Annotated in this window: 18 protein-coding genes; 11 read left to right on the forward strand and 7 right to left on the reverse strand. The window is 37.9% G+C overall.

Features of this window, described 5'->3' with window-relative positions; genetic code table 11:
- Window positions 1–33: 33 nt before the first annotated feature.
- The 5 genes from iscA to trmJ all read right to left on the reverse strand — a co-directional run bounded on the left by iscA (window position 34) and on the right by trmJ (window position 3654).
- The gene (iscA, locus tag PR767_RS10130; protein ID WP_004912669.1) at window positions 34–357 is read right to left on the reverse strand and encodes an iron-sulfur cluster assembly protein IscA; all 324 of its coding nucleotides are present in this window, start codon (window positions 355–357) and stop codon (window positions 34–36) included.
- A 201-nt stretch (window positions 358–558) separates the two neighbouring features.
- The gene (gene iscU / locus PR767_RS10135; RefSeq protein WP_004264914.1) at window positions 559–945 is read right to left on the reverse strand and encodes a Fe-S cluster assembly scaffold IscU; all 387 of its coding nucleotides are present in this window, start codon (window positions 943–945) and stop codon (window positions 559–561) included.
- A 24-nt stretch (window positions 946–969) separates the two neighbouring features.
- Window positions 970–2184, reverse strand: coding sequence for an IscS subfamily cysteine desulfurase (locus tag PR767_RS10140; protein ID WP_004912674.1), 1215 nt, complete (start codon window positions 2182–2184; stop codon window positions 970–972).
- Between the two features lie 121 nt (window positions 2185–2305).
- Window positions 2306–2803, reverse strand: a complete 498-nt coding sequence (gene iscR, locus PR767_RS10145; protein WP_004264917.1) for a Fe-S cluster assembly transcriptional regulator IscR — start codon at window positions 2801–2803, stop codon at window positions 2306–2308.
- Window positions 2804–2922: 119 nt separating this feature from the next.
- A complete protein-coding gene (gene trmJ, locus PR767_RS10150) occupies window positions 2923–3654 on the reverse strand; it encodes a tRNA (cytosine(32)/uridine(32)-2'-O)-methyltransferase TrmJ (RefSeq protein ID WP_198641517.1) in 732 nt (243 codons plus the stop codon).
- Window positions 3655–3777: 123 nt separating this feature from the next.
- Between trmJ and suhB the strand changes: the two genes are divergently transcribed.
- The gene (gene suhB, locus PR767_RS10155) at window positions 3778–4581 is read left to right on the forward strand and encodes an inositol-1-monophosphatase (RefSeq protein ID WP_004912683.1); all 804 of its coding nucleotides are present in this window, start codon (window positions 3778–3780) and stop codon (window positions 4579–4581) included.
- Between the two features lie 82 nt (window positions 4582–4663).
- Here the strand turns inward: suhB and PR767_RS10160 are convergent, their stop codons facing one another.
- Window positions 4664–5680: a zinc-binding alcohol dehydrogenase family protein gene (locus PR767_RS10160; RefSeq protein WP_272520254.1), complete on the reverse strand. Its 1017-nt coding sequence runs from the start codon at window positions 5678–5680 to the stop codon at window positions 4664–4666.
- A gap of 143 nt (window positions 5681–5823) precedes the next feature.
- Between PR767_RS10160 and PR767_RS10165 the strand changes: the two genes are divergently transcribed.
- The 10 genes from PR767_RS10165 (at window position 5824) to PR767_RS10210 (ending at window position 17492) form a co-directional block, all read left to right on the forward strand.
- The gene (locus PR767_RS10165) at window positions 5824–6729 is read left to right on the forward strand and encodes a GntR family transcriptional regulator (protein WP_004912686.1); all 906 of its coding nucleotides are present in this window, start codon (window positions 5824–5826) and stop codon (window positions 6727–6729) included.
- A 364-nt stretch (window positions 6730–7093) separates the two neighbouring features.
- Window positions 7094–8539: a tagaturonate reductase gene (locus tag PR767_RS10170; protein ID WP_272520255.1), complete on the forward strand. Its 1446-nt coding sequence runs from the start codon at window positions 7094–7096 to the stop codon at window positions 8537–8539.
- A gap of 52 nt (window positions 8540–8591) precedes the next feature.
- On the forward strand, window positions 8592–9596 hold the full coding sequence (locus tag PR767_RS10175; protein ID WP_004912689.1) for a C4-dicarboxylate TRAP transporter substrate-binding protein: 1005 nt from the start codon (window positions 8592–8594) through the stop codon (window positions 9594–9596).
- Between the two features lie 77 nt (window positions 9597–9673).
- Window positions 9674–10153, forward strand: coding sequence for a TRAP transporter small permease (locus tag PR767_RS10180; RefSeq protein ID WP_004912692.1), 480 nt, complete (start codon window positions 9674–9676; stop codon window positions 10151–10153).
- Window positions 10144–11421 carry a TRAP transporter large permease gene (locus PR767_RS10185; RefSeq protein ID WP_272520256.1) on the forward strand — a complete coding sequence of 426 codons (1278 nt, stop codon included), beginning with the start codon at window positions 10144–10146 and terminating at the stop codon, window positions 11419–11421. Before PR767_RS10180 ends, PR767_RS10185 begins: the two co-directional genes overlap by 10 nt.
- Window positions 11422–11834: 413 nt before the next feature.
- Window positions 11835–12425 (forward strand): fimbrial protein, encoded by a 591-nt coding sequence (locus PR767_RS10190; protein WP_109911473.1) that lies wholly within the window; start codon window positions 11835–11837, stop codon window positions 12423–12425.
- A gap of 49 nt (window positions 12426–12474) precedes the next feature.
- Window positions 12475–13164, forward strand: coding sequence for a fimbrial biogenesis chaperone (locus PR767_RS10195; protein WP_115166967.1), 690 nt, complete (start codon window positions 12475–12477; stop codon window positions 13162–13164).
- Window positions 13165–13178: 14 nt separating this feature from the next.
- On the forward strand, window positions 13179–15683 hold the full coding sequence (locus tag PR767_RS10200) for a fimbria/pilus outer membrane usher protein (protein ID WP_272520257.1): 2505 nt from the start codon (window positions 13179–13181) through the stop codon (window positions 15681–15683).
- An 11-nt stretch (window positions 15684–15694) separates the two neighbouring features.
- A complete protein-coding gene (locus tag PR767_RS10205; protein WP_004912706.1) occupies window positions 15695–16774 on the forward strand; it encodes a fimbrial protein in 1080 nt (359 codons plus the stop codon).
- 13 nt (window positions 16775–16787) lie between these two features.
- Window positions 16788–17492, forward strand: a complete 705-nt coding sequence (locus PR767_RS10210; RefSeq protein WP_115166965.1) for a fimbrial biogenesis chaperone — start codon at window positions 16788–16790, stop codon at window positions 17490–17492.
- A 39-nt stretch (window positions 17493–17531) separates the two neighbouring features.
- Here the strand turns inward: PR767_RS10210 and PR767_RS10215 are convergent, their stop codons facing one another.
- Complete coding sequence (locus tag PR767_RS10215) at window positions 17532–18683, reverse strand: 3-phenylpropionate MFS transporter (RefSeq protein WP_272520258.1); 1152 nt, start codon at window positions 18681–18683, stop codon at window positions 17532–17534.
- Window positions 18684–18733 lie beyond the last annotated feature (50 nt).

The following is an 18733-nucleotide window of genomic DNA, read 5'->3' on the forward strand; positions in this document are numbered from 1 at the left end:
AGATTGGCCAAAAATTAGGCTTAATAAAACGCATTATACGTGAAAACTTTCACCGCATCCGCATTCACTATTGACGTTAGGGTTATTAAATTTAAACCCTTCGTTTAAGCCTTCTTTCACGAAATCCAGCTCAGTACCATCAAGATAAACAATGCTCTTGCCATCGATGATGACTTTCACACCTTTATCTTCAAAAACTGTGTCTTCTTCATTGATTGTATCAGCAAATTCAAGAACATAAGCCATTCCTGAACAACCTGAAGTTCTTACACCTAAACGCAAGCCTTCGCCTTTCCCACGATTTTGTAGAAAGGATTGAATACGCTGCGCAGCACTTTCTGTAAGAGAAATAGACATTGCAAACCTCACTTTAGAAACAAACAAGGCAGATGCTACTCATGAGTCGCATCCGCCTTCAAATTATTTTATACCCACCCTATTTCTAAACTAAGAAACTCAGCGATGTTTAGCCTAGACGCCGTGGGTATTGTGCCAGTTATAGGACGATAACTTGTTGTTATTTATTAATATGGGTTGTCCTATAGACTGATTAAAAACTTATTTGCTTTGGCGTTTGCTTTTGTAATCAGCAATAGCAGCTTTAATTGCATCTTCAGCCAGAATTGAACAGTGAATTTTCACTGGTGGTAATTCTAACTCTTCGGCAATCGCTGTATTTTTGATTGACTCCGCTTCGTCCAAACTTTTGCCTTTCATCCATTCAGTCACGAGTGAACTTGATGCAATTGCTGAACCACAACCATAAGTTTTAAAGCGTGCATCTTCAATAATGCCGTCATCATTTACTTTAATCTGTAATTTCATGACGTCACCACAGGCAGGTGCGCCTACCATACCGCTACCTACGCTTGGGTCGCTGTTGTCAAACGAACCAACGTTGCGTGGGTTTTCATAATGATCGATAACTTTTTCACTGTAAGCCATTTTTAAACTCCTGAAACCGTCTGATTAATGGTGAGACCATTCGATGCTGTTAAGATCTACGCCGTCTTTGAACATTTCCCATAAAGGAGACAGCTCGCGTAAGTGGCCAATTGCGCCATGAATCATTTTGATTGCATAGTCAATTTCTTCTTCTGTCGTGAAACGACCTAAAGAGAAACGGATTGAGCTATGTGCCAGCTCATCATTCATCCCTAAAGCGCGCAGTACATAAGAAGGTTCTAGGCTTGCAGAAGTACATGCAGAACCTGAAGATACAGCCAAATCTTTTAATGACATCATCAGTGATTCACCTTCAACATAGTTGAAGCTGACGTTCAGAATGTGCGGCGCACCGTGTTCTAAATCACCATTGAGGTAAACTTCTTCGATATCTTTAATACCGTTCCACAAACGTAGCCGTAAACCGCGTAAACGCTCAGATTCCGCTGCCATTTCTTCTTTGGCAATGCGGTAAGCTTCGCCCATACCCACGATTTGGTGTACAGGTAATGTTCCAGAACGCATACCACGTTCATGACCACCACCATGCTGTTGCGCTTCAAGGCGAATACGTGGTTTACGGCGAACATACAATGCACCAATCCCCATTGGCCCGTAAAGTTTGTGAGCAGAGAATGACATTAAATCCACTTTTAGCGCACTAAGGTCGATAGGTAATTTACCTACGCTTTGTGTTGCATCAACGTGGAAAATAATTCCTTTGCTACGGCATAATTCACCGATAGCTGCGATATCCTGCACAACCCCAATTTCGTTATTAACATGCATAATAGAAATTAAAATGGTGTCTTCACGAATAGCGTCTTGTAGGTCTTGCATAGCAATTAAACCATTGCTTTGTGGTGACAGATAAGTCACTTCAAAACCTTCACGCTCTAATTGGCGGCAGGTATCTAAAACGGCTTTGTGTTCCGTTTTACAGGTAATAATGTGGTTGCCTTTCTTTTTATAGAAATTAGCAGCGCCTTTAATCGCTAAGTTATCAGACTCAGTTGCGCCTGAGGTAAATACGATTTCACGTGGGTCAGCACCCACTAATTCGGCGATTTGATTGCGAGCAATATCCACCGCTTCTTCAGCTTGCCAGCCGAAACGATGAGAACGGGACGCTGGGTTACCAAAGTTCCCATCCATTGTTAAACATTGCATCATTTTTTCAGCCACACGCGGGTCAACCGGTGTTGTTGCTGAATAATCAAGATAAATTGGTAATTTCATTGCTCACTTACTCCAAAGGACAAGCTAACTTGCCTTTAATTTTTAAAGATACAAATGGCGGAAATTAGCTCTTCGTCCAATAACTCACCAAAATGTACCGACTGCAATTTTTTTAATATTTTTAAGCACGTACATTGATAATCGATTCAGGTGTAATCCCATTTGGCATGGTCTTACGCTGTTCGTTATCTTGTCTATCAGCAACAACCATGACTTCTTGGTTTTTAACCAGTTCATCAAGGCTAATGCTGCTAAGGAAACTTGTAATTCTATCGCTTAAATCGCGCCATAATGCGTGAGTTAAGCAGCGATCACCATTTTGGCAACCTTCTTTATTACCCTGACAACGGGTGGCGTCAACAGATTCATCTACCGCAGCGATTACTTCAGCAACAAAGATTTGGTCTGCGTCTCTACCAAGCAAATAACCGCCACCTGGACCGCGCACACTCGAAACTAACTCGTTTTTACGTAAACGAGAGAAAAGTTGCTCAAGATAAGAGAGGGAAATTCCCTGACGTTCAGAAATGTCAGCTAAAGGCACTGGACCTGACTGAGAGTGTAATGCGACATCTAACATCGCAGTTACTGCGTAACGCCCTTTGGAAGTGAGTCTCATAACATATTACTCCATGGTAAATTATGGTCAGATTGTGACATTCCTGAGTAATTTAGTCAACTATTTACCTGACTAATTTACTCAAGTATTATTCACCTGATTTTACCACGGATTTAACCTCACTTTTTCGCCCATTTTTCCATTGATGTTAAGATACCCCGCAGGATATGTAACTCTTGGGTTTCGATATGCGCTCGTGTGAATAAACGGCGTAATTTATTCATAATTAAGCCAGGATGCGCTTTACGAATAAAACCTGATTCATTCAACACGCTCTCAAGATGGACATAAAAACGTTCAACATCTTCTGACGGTGGGTATTCTACCTCATCATCAGCGGAAATTACCGTATTTTTTTCATCCATTGAAAGATACGCCATGCGTATTTCATAACTCACCAATTGCACTGCCATCGCTAAATTCAAAGAACCGTATTCTGGGTTTGTGGGGATATATAAATGATATTGGCATTTTTGAAGTTCTTCGTTGGTTAAGCCCACTCGCTCACGGCCAAATACAATAGCAACAGGTGATTCTCTGGATTGCTCAACGGATTTAACACCACATTCACGTGGTTCAACCATTGGCCAAGATAAGGTGCGAGAACGCGCACTGGTACCGATCACTAACTTACAGCCTTCTAAAGCTTCATCGAGAGTTTTAACTATTGTCGCATTACCAATAACATCACTTGCCCCGGCAGAAAGCGCAATAGAGTGTGAATCAGGTTCAACGAGAGGATTAACGAGGTACAGATTAGAAAGCCCCATGGTTTTCATGGCACGAGCTGTTGAGCCCATATTACCAGTGTGTGAGGTTTCAACAAGAACAATACGGATGTTATCTAACATGATTTATACGTTTAATGAAAAAATTATTGCAATAGCTTAACACAAAATTGCTTATTGTGACGAACATCTATATACTTTGGCACTCAAGTTTTTCGTTCTTTAACATTCCAGTGGAAAAAGCCCATGCATCCGATGCTTAACATCGCCATACGTGCAGCACGTAAGGCCGGTAATCACATAGCTAAAAACTATGAAATGCCTAGCAATATTAAAGTCACTCAGAAAGGCACTAACGATTTCGTTACTAACGTTGACCAAGAATCTGAGCAACTGATTATTGAAATCATCCGCAAATCATATCCTGACCACACTATTATCACTGAGGAAAGTGGTGAATTAATAGGTAAAGATGATGATATTCAATGGGTAATCGATCCACTGGATGGCACTACCAACTTCACAAAACGTCTCCCCCATTTTTCTGTTTCTATCGCTGTGCGCGTTAAAGGCCGTACAGAAGTTGCTGTTGTTTATGACCCAATGCGTAATGAATTATTTAGCGCAGTACGTGGGCAAGGCGCTCAGCTTAACGGTTATCGTATTCGCATCGACGAAAAACGTGACCTTGATGGCGCTATCGTTGCGACAGGCTTCCCTTTCAAACAAAAACAACATGCACCTGTCTATATGAACATCATAACTGCGATGTTTAACAAATGTGCTGATTTTCGTCGTACCGGCTCCGCAGCATTAGATTTATGCTATGTGGCTTCTAGCCGTGTTGATGCTTTTTTTGAAATTGGTTTAAAACCGTGGGACTTCATGGGCGGTGAGCTGATCATGCGTGAAGCTGGCGGTATCATGACTGACTTTATTGGCGGTCATAATTATTTAGCCTCAGGTAACTTAGTTGCTGGTAGCCCACGTGTTGTTAGAGACATACTGTCCGTCATGAAAGATGAGCTATCAGAAGCATTAAAGCGCTAACACATCCTTTCTAGAGACGAACTAAAAACAAAACCCACTTTTATTGTGGGTTTTTTGTTGTTATTTAAAGATAAATTGTTATTTAAAATAAAATAACACCTTTAATTAATTCACGATTATTAATAACATCACTTTCATAAATATTACCAATGGTATTAAAATCAAATTGATGCGTTAGCATCATACCACTAGATAACTTACCTTCTGCCATTAACCTTGCAACTTTATTGAAATCTTCAGGAGTGGCATTTCGGCTTCCCATCATTGTTGTCTCTTTCTTATGAAAATCTGGATCTGGAAACGATAAATTACCTTTAAATAGCCCAACAAATACAATTAAGCCACCATGACGAATTAAATTCACCGCGGTGTTCATTGCGTGTTGATTCCCCGTTGCATCAATAACTTTCTCAGCAAGCATACCTGAAAAATGGTGTTCAATACTTGATAAGTAGTTTTCATCGGCTGGGTCACACGTTTTTAAGCCTAATACTTTTTCAACATGTTGACGACGTGCCTCGCTGGTATCAGCCACTAATACGTTAGCACCATCCGCTTTAGCAATAGCAGCAACACCTAGCCCTATAGGCCCTGCCCCTACAACTAAAACAGTATCTTGAGGTTTAACCTGCGCACGCCTGACGGCATGAGCACTGATTGAAAATGGTTCGATTAAGGCGCCATCAATATCTGTAACTGTATCTTCAATCGCTAATACATTTTTCTCTGGCACATTTAAATATTCACAAAAACCACCATCTTCGTGAACGCCAATAACTGAAATTTTTTCGCAGCAATTTGTTTTTCCTTCCTTACAAGCACCACATTCATAGCAGGCAACATAAGGCATTACAGCAACACGCTGACCGACTTTCCATTGTGTAACGTCAGGTGCAACATCACAAATAGTTCCAGAGATTTCATGTCCTAATACTCGTGGATATTGAAAAAAGGGCTGATTTCCTCCCCAAGCGTGGATATCCGTTCCACATATTCCAACCGCATGTATTTTTATTTTTACATGCCCAACTTGCACTGTAGGTTCAACGACTTGTTGATAGACTAATTTTTTAGGTTCCTGACAAATCAATTGTTTCATATTTTCCTCCGTCAATTAATCTGTCTTTTTTAATTTAAAAAACATAGACTAGATACTTAACAACCGAATTTTGTGATTAACTGTTTTTAAATCGGTTTTAAATCTGTCTTTAAAGAATAAAAATCAGATTAAGGAGTGTTTAAATGGTGAGGAGTAAAAATGTACGCTATGGGTCAATTAATGAATTTTTAGACGCTATACATAAAAATTTATTAACATCCCCCTTTCCCTCACAATCTTCTTTAGCTGAGATGTTTAATATCAGTCGAACCACAGTGAGACATACCCTCGAATATTTATTAGAAAAGAAAATCATTGAAAAACAAGGGAGTGAATATCATGTTATTCGCTATCCCAATAAAACTGATTTCTTTCCTGTTGAATCAAGTCTTCCTGATCAACAAATCGTCTTATTCGAAAAAGCGTTTTATCAAATGATTAAACGCAAAGAATTGATGCCTGGGGATACTTTTACTGAATTACAACTAGCAAAAAAAAGCCATGTAAGTTCTAGTATTGTTCGGGAGTTCTTAGTGGAGTTTTCTCGTTATGGGTTAATTAAAAACACCCACCGGGGGAACTGGCACATGATGAAATTTTCGCGTGAATATGCAGAAAAGCTTTTTGAGTTTAGGGAATTGCTAGAAACCAATGCTCTGACTCATTTTTTAAATTTACCACCAGATGACCACCGTTGGATTTTAGCGAAAGAGCTATTACTCAAACATAGAACACTACGGGAAACCGTTACTATCAATTACCGCGACTTTTCCCAACTAGATTATGAACTACATAGTCTTATTTTATCAGGTGCCAATAACCCGTTTTTTAATCAGTCTCTTGAAATCATCACTGTGATATTTCACTTTCAATATCAATGGGATGAGTCAGATTTAAAAGAAAGAAATGTACTGGCAATTGAAGAACATATGACCATTTTAAGTGCTTTGATTAGCCGTAATGATATTGTGGCGATGAATGAACTTCGACATCATTTAGATACCGCTAAAAGAACTATGATTAACTCCATACAGCAAACTTATGAATAAATAACATTAAGTTACAAGGCCAATGAATGGTCAACGATGACTTATTCTTTGGCTCGATAATATACACATCAAATAAAACCTGAATTTTTTAGTAAAAAAAACAACTTAATTATAAAATTACTATTAATCAAAATTATAACAAATAAAAATATTACTATTTTTCATGCGATTAAAATACCAACTAACTAAATAGATTGAATTCATTTATAATTCCATCTGTTTTTAACTGATAAAAAACAGATTAAAAACATCAAAAAGCCATTCATTCCACAAAATTGGTGCAATTAATAGTCCATAGAAAAAAATACTTCTAGTCTGAATCAACACCGGATGATTAATACACATAATAACTAGAGGAATGGTCATGGATTACTTAAATAGACAGTCAATGGCTAATAAGCAATACCCAGAGAGAATTTTGCAATTCGGAGAAGGTAATTTTCTACGTGCTTTTATCGACTGGATGGTTGACCAACTGAATGAAAAGACAGATTTCAATAGTGGCATTACCCTTGTCAGGCCAATTGACTCATCACATCCCTCAATTAATCAGCAAAATGGACTTTATACTGCCATCACCAGGGGAATTAATGAACAAAAACAAAGCGTTTCGAATATAAGAATTATTAATTCGGTTAACCGTGAAATACTGATTTATTCTGAATATGATAAGTTTCTAAAATGTGCAGAAAATCCCGAATTACAATGGATCTTCTCTAACACGACGGAAGCAGGGATCGTATATAAGCACGACGTACGCTTAGAAGATGCACCAGCAAGTAGTTTCCCTGCGAAACTTACTCAGTTTTTATTTCACCGCTTTCAACATTTTAATGGTGATAATAGCAAAGGGTTGTTCATCATCCCCTGTGAGTTAATTGACTATAATGGCGATAAGTTACAAGAATTTGTGAATCAACATGCGCAAGACTGGCAACTCCCCGCAGATTTTATTGCTTGGCTAAATAACAGTAATACGTTTTGTTCTACGTTAGTCGATAGGATCGTTACTGGCTACCCGAAAAATGAAATTGAGAAACTGGAAAAAGAATTAGGTTATAAAGACGATTTTCTCGTCACTGCTGAATATTTCTATTTATTTGTCATTCAAGGGCCAAAAATACTAGAGCAGAAGCTAAAACTGAATGAATTACCATTAAATATCAAAGTAGTCGATGACATAAAGCCCTACAAAGAGCGTAAAGTTGCAATCTTAAATGGTGCGCACACCGCGATGGTTCCTGTTGCTTACTTGGCAGGGATCAGAACTGTCCGTGATGTCACTAGCAACCCAATCTTTTTAGCTTTCATTAAAGATTTAATTGATAATGAAGTTATTCCTGTTTTATCTCAAAGCCCTTCGGAGCTCGCGGCTTTTGCCTCCGCAGTTATTGACCGCTTTAATAACCCATATATAGAACATGAATTAATTTCAATATCTCTAAACTCGTTAACTAAATTTAAAACTCGCCTATTACCTCAATTAATCTCTTATGTTAAGCAATACAATAAAATTCCTTATTGCATTTCATTTTCACTTGCTGCACTTATTGTTTTCTATCGAGGAAAACAGGCTGAACAACTCATTCCTTTAAATGATGATGATTATTTACTTGAACGCTTTAAAGCTTGGCATGAACTCTATGACTCAAATGTAAAACAACTTACTGAAAATGTGCTAGCAATGTCTGATTTATGGGGATTAAACCTCAACGAAATACCACAATTACAAGATGATGTGAGCCAAAAAATTACTGAAATTCTGAGTAGCGGTACAGAATCAATGCTACGCAGAAAATACATTGGTTAGAAAAAGAAAATAAATACTTAAAACAATAAATCCCCCTACAGGAGATACCTTTATGAAACTGAGCACATTAAACGGAAAAAAACTTCTTAGCTTAACACTCAGCACAATGCTATTAATGGGCAGCATGACAAATGCCGCATTTGCAGATGCTAAATATAAGTTAAAAGTCGCTTATGAAAATAACCCTGGAGAGCCTTTTGATTTAGCTATTCACGAATGGGCAAAAAAATTCAATGAAAAAACTAATGGTGAAGGTGAATTAATTCCTTATCCAAGCTCACAATTAGGCTCCAAAAAAGATGTCATCGAACAAATGAAGTTAGGTAGCCCACTAATTACCTTAGCAGATGGTGCCTTCTTTTCTGATTATGTACCTGATTACGGCATTATGTTTGGGCCGTATTTAGGACTATCTTATAAAGATATTTTTAAATTAAATGCCTCACCTTGGTATGGTTCCTTAGAACAACAGTTAGATAAAAAAGGCCTTCACGTGGTTTCTAAAGATTGGTTATATGGTTCACGCCATATCTTAGCCAATAAAATGATCCAAACTCCAGATGACCTAAAAGGTTTAAAAATTCGCGTCCCCAATAATAAAATTCAAATTAAAGGTTTAGAGGCAATGGGTGCCACACCAACACCATTACCTTTAGCAGAAGTTTATACTGCACTTAATCTTAAAATTATTGATGGCGCAGAAAACCCAATTCCTGTGCTATATGGGCAAAAACACCATGAAGCGGCCAAATTCTTGATTTTAACGGGTCATGTAGAGAACGTAACCAACCTAGTCATGGGCAGCAAAACCTACGCTAAATTACCTGAAAATATTCAGCAGGCTTTAGTTGAATCAGGAAATGAAGCTGGGCAATTCCTAACAGATTTAGTCTTACAACAAGAAAAAGAAATCATTGAGAAAATGAAAAATGAAGGTGTTACTGTTGTTGAAGTAGACAGAGCGCTCTTCAAAGAAAAATCTAAGCCTTTCTATAATGAATTCCCTGAATGGTCTGCGAATTTATATCAACAAACTCAAGATATTATTAATAAGTAACCCTATTACTTGGCGGTTAATACCGCCAATATTTTTACAATACAAATGGTTAACTATTATTCTCGCAAGGATCTTTTATGTTTAAATTTCTGGGGAAATTAAGTGATATAGTGGCTTCTCTTGCTGTTGCCGCTATTGTCATTATTACCATTCTTGCTGTATTCATGCGTTGGCTTCTTAATGACCCTTTAATGTGGAGTGAGGAAGTTTTAATCATTTGCTACATTTGGTTGGTGATGATTGGCGCAGCATCTGCGGCAGGCAAAAGAATGCATGTCAGTATTGATGCAATTACCTCTTTATTTCCTGAAAAAGTACAATTAGCTATTGCGGTCGTTACTCATATTATGGCCATTATTGCTTTATCAATTTTTGGTTATCTTGGATATGAACTCTCTATTATTGCAGAAGACAAAATAACACCAATTATTGGTGTCTCTTATTATTATATCGACCTTTCTGTACCCATTGGCGCATCCATCATGGTGTTATTTTCTATCCAACATTTACTGGAAGACATGAGTAAATTACTAAAAGGAGATAAACCATGTCAGTAATTATCGCCTGTATCGTATTAATATTCTGCTTTTTAATTAATGTTCCCATTTTTTTAAGTGTACTGATTGCATTACTCACCTACTTTTTCTCTGCGGGTGACATTTCTCCCCTCATTGCGGTACAACGCATTATTGGGGCTGGGGAAAATGTGACGTTACTTGCTATCCCTTTCTTCATTTTGTTAGGTAACCTTTTGAATTACACTGGTATTACTAGACGAATGTTGAAATTTACTGGTACTCTGTCTGGCCACTATCCAGGAGGACTTGCCCAATCTAACGTATTATTAAGTACAATGATGGGCGGACTTTCTGCATCTAACCTCGCTGACTGTGCAATGCTATCTAAAATGTTAGTGCCAGAAATGACAAAATTAGGTTATGGAAAAAGCTTCTCTGCCGCTGTCACTGCCGCAGGATCATTAATAACACCTATAATTCCACCGGGTATTGCATTAATCATCTATGGATTTGTCGCTGACGTCTCTATTGGTAAGATGTTTATGGCTGCAATCATTCCTGGATTAATGTGCTGCGTTGCTTTAATGGTTGCAATTTATCTGATTGCAAAAAAACGTGGATATAAGCCTGCTAGAGATAAAGCACCAACATTTGCTGAAGTTTACCAAACAGGTAAAGGAGCGATGTCTGCTTTCCTATTAGTTCTCGTTATTATTGGTGGAATTCGCTTTGGTATTTTTACACCAACAGAAGCTGGTGCTATTGCTGTACTTTACGTTATTATAATTGGTACCTTCTTTTATCGTGAAATGAAGTTAAAAGACATTGCTGCCTCATTTTTAGAAACAGCCCGTTCAACAGCAAGTATCATGCTCATTATTATGACTTGTTCCGCATTAGCATGGGTATTGACGAACGAGCAAGTGGCGCAAGATGTTGCCAGAATGATGACCAATTTTTCTGATAACCCGTATGTCTTCTTAATGATTGTCAATGCGGTGTTGTTAATCCTAGGTATGTTTATTGAAGGAAATGCCGCAATTATTGTCCTTGTTCCATTATTAATGCCTACAGTAAAGCTATTAGGGATTGATCCTATCCATTTTGGCATTGTCATGATCCTTAATTTGGCCATCGGCTGCTTAACACCGCCAATGGGAACCGTCATGTTTGTAGCCACATCGATTACTGGTGTCCGTATTTCTGATTTTATTCGTGAAGTTATGCCCTTGTTCTTTGCATTAATTATCGTTTTACTCTTAGTCACCTTTATGCCTGTATTTACTACTTTCCTACCAAGCTTATAAGATATCTTTCAATGGCAAATCATTTTCTATGATTTGCCATTTTATTATCAATTTATTTTTTATAAATTAAATTTTATTTAATTCCATGAGTTAATATTACTTCTATTTATGATTAAGTTAATTGACCTTTGCCATTGTCATAATAACACTTACAACGAGAAGTATTCCAATAGACAAACCACTAACCACCAATAAACACACTTATTATGCGTTATTTTGAAACAATCAAAAAAATAATATTACATTAAATTCATATATATAAAAAACACACCTATCTCATTATTTGTTTTTTTTAATTTTGAATTTGAAAAAATGCACTTTATATCTAGCATAAAACAATACAGCTAATTTACATTCAGCTGTTAATCAAAGTTATATAACTTTATTTTATTTTTGACCTTATGGGGTTAATTATGTCTAGATATATACTACCTCTGTCTTTACTTTCTTTATCTTTTATATCAGGTTCAGCACTTGCAATAACGAATAGTGCTGGGGGGATTATTTCAATTTCTGGAGCAATAAGCGATACAACTTGTACCATTAATGGCGGAAATAGTGCCGATATGACTGTTGTTCTTGATCCAATAACCGTAACAGATGCAGGGACAACTGCCGCCACGGTTATTTCTAAAAATCAAAAACAATTTTCTTTAACTTTCTCTGATTGCGCACCCGCAAGCGTCCCTGTAAGTAATCTGAAATTACACTTCTATTCGTCAAGTAATATTTCTCCTTCCGGTTTGTATTTAGTGAATACTTCCGTGAATGAAAATGATGCTTCCGTTGCCAAAAACGTCGGATTTAGTTTATCTAAAACCAGTACTCCAACCACCGCAATTCCACTCAATGTGGCTTTTGATACTAACCTTACAGGAGCTGATACTGGTGGTGCGACAGGAGCTACCCTCAATTTAATTGCCAGTTATTATAAAACTAATGCAACTGCCGCCAAAGTCGGTCTTTTGCAATCAAACGTAATATATACAGTTTCCTATTTATAATTATGACTTAGCCAGGCTTTTATTAGCCTGGCTTTAAATGGATGCTATTATGAAAATTCTAGTTTTATTACTCACTATTTTATTTTCGAGCGCAACACTTTCTAATGTTATTATTACTGGCACTCGAATTATATATCCTGCTGACGCTGATAGTATTGCTGTACAATTAACCAATAACAGTAAAACATCGTCTCTTGTTCAGTCATGGATTGATAACGGTGATGAAAATTCCACGCCTGAGAATTCTGAAGCGCCTTTTTATTTATCCCCTCCTATTGTTAAAATTGAAGGTTTACAAGGTCAGCAACTAAAAATTAAAAAAATACCCGGAAAACTTCCTGAAAATGTTGAAAGCGTATTTTTCTTAAATGTTTTAGATATTCCTAAAACGCCAGAGTCTGCTAAAGGCAAAAATGCAATTCAGCTAGCCACACGTTCACGAATTAAAATTTTTTATCGTCCTATTGGGCTAACTGAATCTCCCGATGAGGTTATTAATAATGCAAGCTATCAGATTAAAAATAATAAAATATTAGTTAAAAATAATTCACAATACCATTTAACTATTGCAGCTATCGCACCATCTAACGATAAAAATAACTCATTAACTGATTCTGCGATGATTGCCCCTATGTCTGAAAAAGAATTACCTATTAAAGGAATAATGAAAAACCACGATCTTATTTTAATGTATGTGGATGACTATGGTGTTTTCAAATCTAAAAATATTAAACTTTAATAGAAGAAATCATCGTGAAAAAAGAAAATTATCTCTATCTCCTAATCTTAATAGGACTACAAAGTTATCAAAAGAACTCAATAGCGGACGAGTTTGAGACTTCCCTATTGGTAGGTAAATCTGCACAAGGAGATATTTCACGATTCTATACTGACAATAACATTCCATCAGGTAAACAATTAGCCGACCTTTATGTCAATAATAATTGGAAAGGTCAGTTTGAAATTGATATCAATAATGATGGCAAACTGATCAGCCTTGCTGCTGATGATGTACAGAAATTAAACCTAAATTTATCTGCTGAGGTGATTGAGCAAACCGAACAACAGCCATTTGTTCCTATTGATGATTTAGTACCCAATATAAAGTATAAATTTAATATCAACAACCTACGACTCAATATTACAGTTCCTCAAGTCGCTCTGAAAAAACTCGAAGCTAACTATGTTGACCCCAGCCTATGGAATTATGGCGAGCCTGCAATTATTTTTTCTTATAATACAAATTATTATAGCTATAAAGAGAAGAAAAACTCAAAAACCAGCAGTGACAATTTTTATGCAACCTTAAATTCAGGTGTTAATTTGGGCGCCTGGCAATTTAGAGATGAATCCAGCTATCGACATAGCTCTCATGGTAGCCAAAAATGGAAAAACAATACCCGTTATATTTATCGCCCCCTTAGTGCAATCAAATCCGGGTTGAAATTAGGTGATTTTTATACACCTGCAGCCCTATTTAATAGTATTCGAGTTCGAGGCATTGCATTGGCAACAGAAGCCAGTATGTTGCCAAATTCAAGTCAAAATTTTGTCCCCATTATACGCGGTGTCGCTCAAACAAATGCCTTAGTCAGCGTATACCAAAATAACAATCTGGTTTATCAAGAAAACGTTCCCCCTGGTGAGTTCGCATTTAATGACCTTCAGCCTAGTGCTGGTGGTGGTGACTTATTCGTCGTTGTCCAAGAAGCTGATGGAAGGCAAGAAACCTTTACTGTGCCCTATTCTGCAGTACCTGATATGCTCAAACAAGGCGTTTACAATTACAGCCTCATTGCTGGGCAAACAAAAATCGACAATACCCATTATCAACCCAAATTTACTCAAGGTGAGTTTCACTATGGTTTAAATAATTTAGTGACACTTTATGCAGGAATGTTATTTAGCGAAAAATACTATTCCGGCGTTATTGGGAGTGGTTGGAATTTTAGTTTTGGGGCCATTTCAGCTGATATTACGCAAGCAAATACTAAATTAGATTCAGGCGATCATAGTGGTCAAAGCTACCGCTTGACTTATAACAAATATATTAACGCAACGTCGACCAATTTAACCTTGGCGTCATATCGTTATTCGACTAGTGGTTACTATAGTTTTATTGATGCCATTTATTCTCAAGATAATTATCGCGCTTGGAAAGCTTATCAAGACCAGCTATCAGAAAAACTCGGCAATAATATTCCACCTGAACTTTCACTCACTAATTATGACGCCTTACGCGGTTCACGTGCTAAAAACACATTTACATTGAATTTAAACCAACAACTAGCTGATGGTTATGGTTCGGTATTCATCTCGGGGACACATCGTGATTATTGGAATACAAACGGTAATAGCCGTGAATATCAAGCTGGCTATGCCAACAACTATAACGATATTTCCTATAGTGTGTCTGTTTCACGTGTTCGTAATTACGACAGCGAAGAAGAAACACGTATTTATGCCAACTTTAGTATTCCTTTTTCTTTATTTGAAAAACGCGCCAATATTAGCATGGGAAGTTATTTCACTGACTCTCGTTACCAACAAACTACACTAAGTGTCAGTGGTATTGCAGGTAAAAATGACCAAATCAATTATACGTTAACTGCAACGAACCAAAACGGTGGGAATAACTTAGTTGGTGGCAACGTCAGCTATCAGCTTCCCTCTAGCACGCTTTCAGGATCTTACACAGAGGCCAATAATTACCGCCAAACTGGTTTAGGCGCCAAAGGAACTCTGGTTGCTATCCCTGGACATATTGTTTTTTCAGGGGAAACAGGACAAACCTATACCATCATTGATGCTCCAATGGCCAGTAACATGATGGTCAACGCCAATAAAACTACCTTAACCAACCAACAAGGTGTCGTTTTAGTTGCTAATTCCACACCGTATAGAACCAATACCTATACCTTGACGGATACAGAAAAAACCGCAGGTGCAGAGGTGCTCGGTAATATGGCCAATGTGAGTCCATATCAAGGAGCGGTGAATTACATCAAACTCGAAACCGATACACGACAAACTTATCTCATCCGAGGCGTGCTTGCTAATGGCGATAGCTTACCTTTTGGTACAGAAATCACAGATGCTAAACAGCAAAGTGTTGGTTATGTCGGTCAATCTGGCGTGATGTATATCAAAAGTGAGCAATTACCGATGGCATTGCACATAAAGCTTAAAGGGAAAAAGACATGTGTTATTGAGCCACTACTCAATACGATGGATAAGAATAAAAACCTCTGTCGATAAAGGAAAACATGATGAAAAAAATCACTTTAGCACTGATGCTTTCCAGTATATTGGCTTATAGCCAGTATTCCTCAGCACATTGTAGACAAACATCTACAGTGACGGCTCCCGCTCTTGCTTTTGATTTATCAACAGAACTTACCAGTACATCGACTCAAGTTAGTAAAAATAGCAGAACCATCTACCCTGGAACTTTTACCTGTACTGCAAGAGGATTGCTTTTTCCTAACTCTATCGGTATTGCATCCCCCTTCCAAGGCAGAACAGCCACTATTGGTTTTAATGGTGGAAAGCAGTTTGTCTCAATTACAGTCACTGCATTAGAAAAAGATAGAGTTGTCGGCCTTACGGAAGGTATACATCAAGGTAGTGAGCTCGATACAAATTTTACCGTTCAATTTAATTTGCTCACAGCCAAACCCGGAACCAACTATGTCGAAGTATCAGGAAGTACCGCCACAGTTACCCCTATTGTACTCGCCTCTGATGCATCCAGCTTGGGAATTCTACAGTGGTTATTAGATATTGTAGTCAAATTAGTCACTTTTCTGTTAACGCTACAATGGCCAACCAGTGCCGATGACATCTACTTACAACCAATTACCTTAACTTATAATCCCATTCTCACTACCTGTAATTTCATTAACCAAGGTTTAGTCGTTGCACTACCCCCAGTAAGTATCAATGCGGTGAAAACTGTAACTAGAGCAGGCTACACGCCATTTACGCTTAATTTTACCTGCCAAGACTTTTTAGCAGGCGGTAATGCTTCTCGTGATGTATCTATTTTTTTATCCAGTAGTAATTTACTCTCAAATGATAAAACAACCTTGAATAATACCATTAGCCAAGGTGCTAAAGGCGTTGGTTTCCGATTAGTTAGCGCAAGCAATCTCAATACACCGTTAGTACTTTCGGATAGCGTAGCAGCTAAAAATGGCGCGACAAATATTTTTACTGTCCTTAAAGGAAATCCGATTTCCCCTTCTTTTTCAGTAAACTTAGGTGCTTATTACCATGCATACAACCCAAGTAGTGTCACTCAAGGACAAGTCTCAAGTACTGCAACCGTGGTGATGTCATACAATTAGAAAGGAAAATATTATGGACGGAATAATTAAAATCACAGGGTTCGCTACGTTACTATTTTTTAGCGTCCAAGCATGTGCGAGCCTTGTTTTACAAGGAACACGAATTATTTTTCCTAGCGATAAAAAGGCCGTCGGGATTCAACTGACTAATTACAGTGAACAAGCCACATTGACTCAAAGTTGGGTGGATGAAGGTAACCTCGATTCAACACCAGAAACAACGAACGCGCCATTTATTGTGACACCCCCCGTCACTAAAATCGCGGCAAATGACGGGGTTCAATTACAAATACGTTTTATTGGCGACAAGCTCCCTACGAATAAAGAGTCTGTATTTTATTTAAATGTATTAGACATTGCGCCAAAGCCAAAACAAATAAATAGTGCAAATATGCTGCAGTTTGCCATTCAAACACGGATTAAAGTTTTTTATCGCCCTACAACCCTCACGGAAAAGCCAGACAATACCATCAAAAACATTCAATTTCATTTAGCTAAAGACGGTATTATCGTCAACAACCCGACTCCTTATTTTTTAAATATTGCGAATATTTATCTGGCTAATAACGAAAGCCGTTCTATTGCAAAAAGTTCGATGGTTGCGCCATTTTCATCACAAACTTTCTCTTCAACCGCAGACATTAATCACGGAGAAAATATAACAATGATTTATATTGACGATACAGGGAAACAAATTCAGTACCAAACCAAGCTATAAAAATAGGTTTAACCCCTTTTATAGCTTGGTTGATAAATACTAGGATTGAGCTACAACTTTAGGGCGGATAAACACAGCAGGAACAGCAAGAAGCGCCATTAAATAGAAAACTACACCATGATGAGCAGGCACTCGCTCATAAATATACCCCACAATAATAGTCAGGACGGCTAACCCACCACCAGTTGCGAGGGCAGAGTAAACACCTTGTAATGGGATAATTTCATTTTCTTTTCTTGCGCTGATAAAGCGCATTGCCGCTAGATGACAAATCGTAAAAGTCCCACTGTGAAGAATTTGCACTACAATTAACACAGGTAATGCAGTAAACGCCCCCATCAACCCCCAACGGATAATTCCACAAAATGCGGATAGCAGCAGTAAATTACGCGCACTCCAACGCCGGAATAAACGGTGACTTAACATAAATACAATGACTTCAGCGACCACACCCAGTGACCATAAATTACCGATCACTAAATCTGAATAACCCGCCTCTTTCCAAAATAGGGAAGCAAAACCATAATAAGCCGCATGAGCCCCTTGTAATAAGGTCACACAAATTAAAAACCTAACGACGTTTTTATCAGCAATCAACTGTTTAAAAGTGACTTTATTGCCACCTTCAATTTTCGCCGCTCCCATTGGCATAATTGCCGGTTTCATCATTGCGCCTAGTAATAATGCTAAACAGCTTACTATCAACGCTACCATGATGGCTTTATTACCCCAAACACCTGCTAAATACCCCATCAATGAGGAGCCAATAATAAAAGCTATCGACCCCCAGACGCGAATTTTGCCATAGTCAAAGGTAAATTGTTTTTGCCATGTTCCTGCCAGTGAATCTCCTAACGGAACCATTGGCGCAAAAAATAAGTTAAAGCCTATCATTACAAATAGCAGCCATGCCCAATGAGAACCCAAAGCAAAACCAACAGAGAAAATGAGTGAAAGCCCTGCAAGTAAACGTAGTGCCGTAATCAGTTTCGAGGGCTCTTTAACTAAAGGAGTAATGAACATCGCGCCAAGGAAACGGGCTGCTAACCCTACCCCTAACAAAACACCAATCATTTCTGCATCAATTCCCTCACCTTGTAGCCAAACTGACCAAAATGGTAAGAAAATACTGTAGGCAAAAAAGTAGGTAAAATAATCAATGGCTAGCCAACGCGTTGATGGAATGACCATCATCCCTCCGTTTTTTCAATGCAAAAAACCCGCTCATACATGCATGTAGA

Source organism: Providencia sp. PROV223, from assembly GCF_028479245.1.
Taxonomy (GTDB): Bacteria; Pseudomonadota; Gammaproteobacteria; order Enterobacterales; family Enterobacteriaceae; genus Providencia; species Providencia rettgeri.

Excerpts from the sequence above, each read along its gene's own strand:
- PR767_RS10160 (WP_272520254.1), bottom strand. The coding sequence starts at position 5,680 with ATGAAACAATTGATTTGTCAGGAACCTAAAAAATTAGTCTATCAACAA.
- PR767_RS10205 (WP_004912706.1), top strand. The coding sequence starts at position 15,695 with ATGAAAAAAATCACTTTAGCACTGATGCTTTCCAGTATATTGGCTTAT.
- PR767_RS10185 (WP_272520256.1), top strand. The coding sequence starts at position 10,144 with ATGTCAGTAATTATCGCCTGTATCGTATTAATATTCTGCTTTTTAATT.
- iscR (WP_004264917.1), bottom strand. The coding sequence starts at position 2,803 with ATGAGACTCACTTCCAAAGGGCGTTACGCAGTAACTGCGATGTTAGAT.
- PR767_RS10180 (WP_004912692.1), top strand. The coding sequence starts at position 9,674 with ATGTTTAAATTTCTGGGGAAATTAAGTGATATAGTGGCTTCTCTTGCT.
- PR767_RS10210 (WP_115166965.1), top strand. The coding sequence starts at position 16,788 with ATGGACGGAATAATTAAAATCACAGGGTTCGCTACGTTACTATTTTTT.
- PR767_RS10175 (WP_004912689.1), top strand. The coding sequence starts at position 8,592 with ATGAAACTGAGCACATTAAACGGAAAAAAACTTCTTAGCTTAACACTC.
- PR767_RS10170 (WP_272520255.1), top strand. The coding sequence starts at position 7,094 with ATGGATTACTTAAATAGACAGTCAATGGCTAATAAGCAATACCCAGAG.
- PR767_RS10190 (WP_109911473.1), top strand. The coding sequence starts at position 11,835 with ATGTCTAGATATATACTACCTCTGTCTTTACTTTCTTTATCTTTTATA.
- trmJ (WP_198641517.1), bottom strand. The coding sequence starts at position 3,654 with ATGTTAGATAACATCCGTATTGTTCTTGTTGAAACCTCACACACTGGT.
- PR767_RS10165 (WP_004912686.1), top strand. The coding sequence starts at position 5,824 with ATGGTGAGGAGTAAAAATGTACGCTATGGGTCAATTAATGAATTTTTA.
- suhB (WP_004912683.1), top strand. The coding sequence starts at position 3,778 with ATGCATCCGATGCTTAACATCGCCATACGTGCAGCACGTAAGGCCGGT.
- iscA (WP_004912669.1), bottom strand. The coding sequence starts at position 357 with ATGTCTATTTCTCTTACAGAAAGTGCTGCGCAGCGTATTCAATCCTTT.
- PR767_RS10140 (WP_004912674.1), bottom strand. The coding sequence starts at position 2,184 with ATGAAATTACCAATTTATCTTGATTATTCAGCAACAACACCGGTTGAC.
- iscU (WP_004264914.1), bottom strand. The coding sequence starts at position 945 with ATGGCTTACAGTGAAAAAGTTATCGATCATTATGAAAACCCACGCAAC.
- PR767_RS10195 (WP_115166967.1), top strand. The coding sequence starts at position 12,475 with ATGAAAATTCTAGTTTTATTACTCACTATTTTATTTTCGAGCGCAACA.
- PR767_RS10215 (WP_272520258.1), bottom strand. The coding sequence starts at position 18,683 with ATGGTCATTCCATCAACGCGTTGGCTAGCCATTGATTATTTTACCTAC.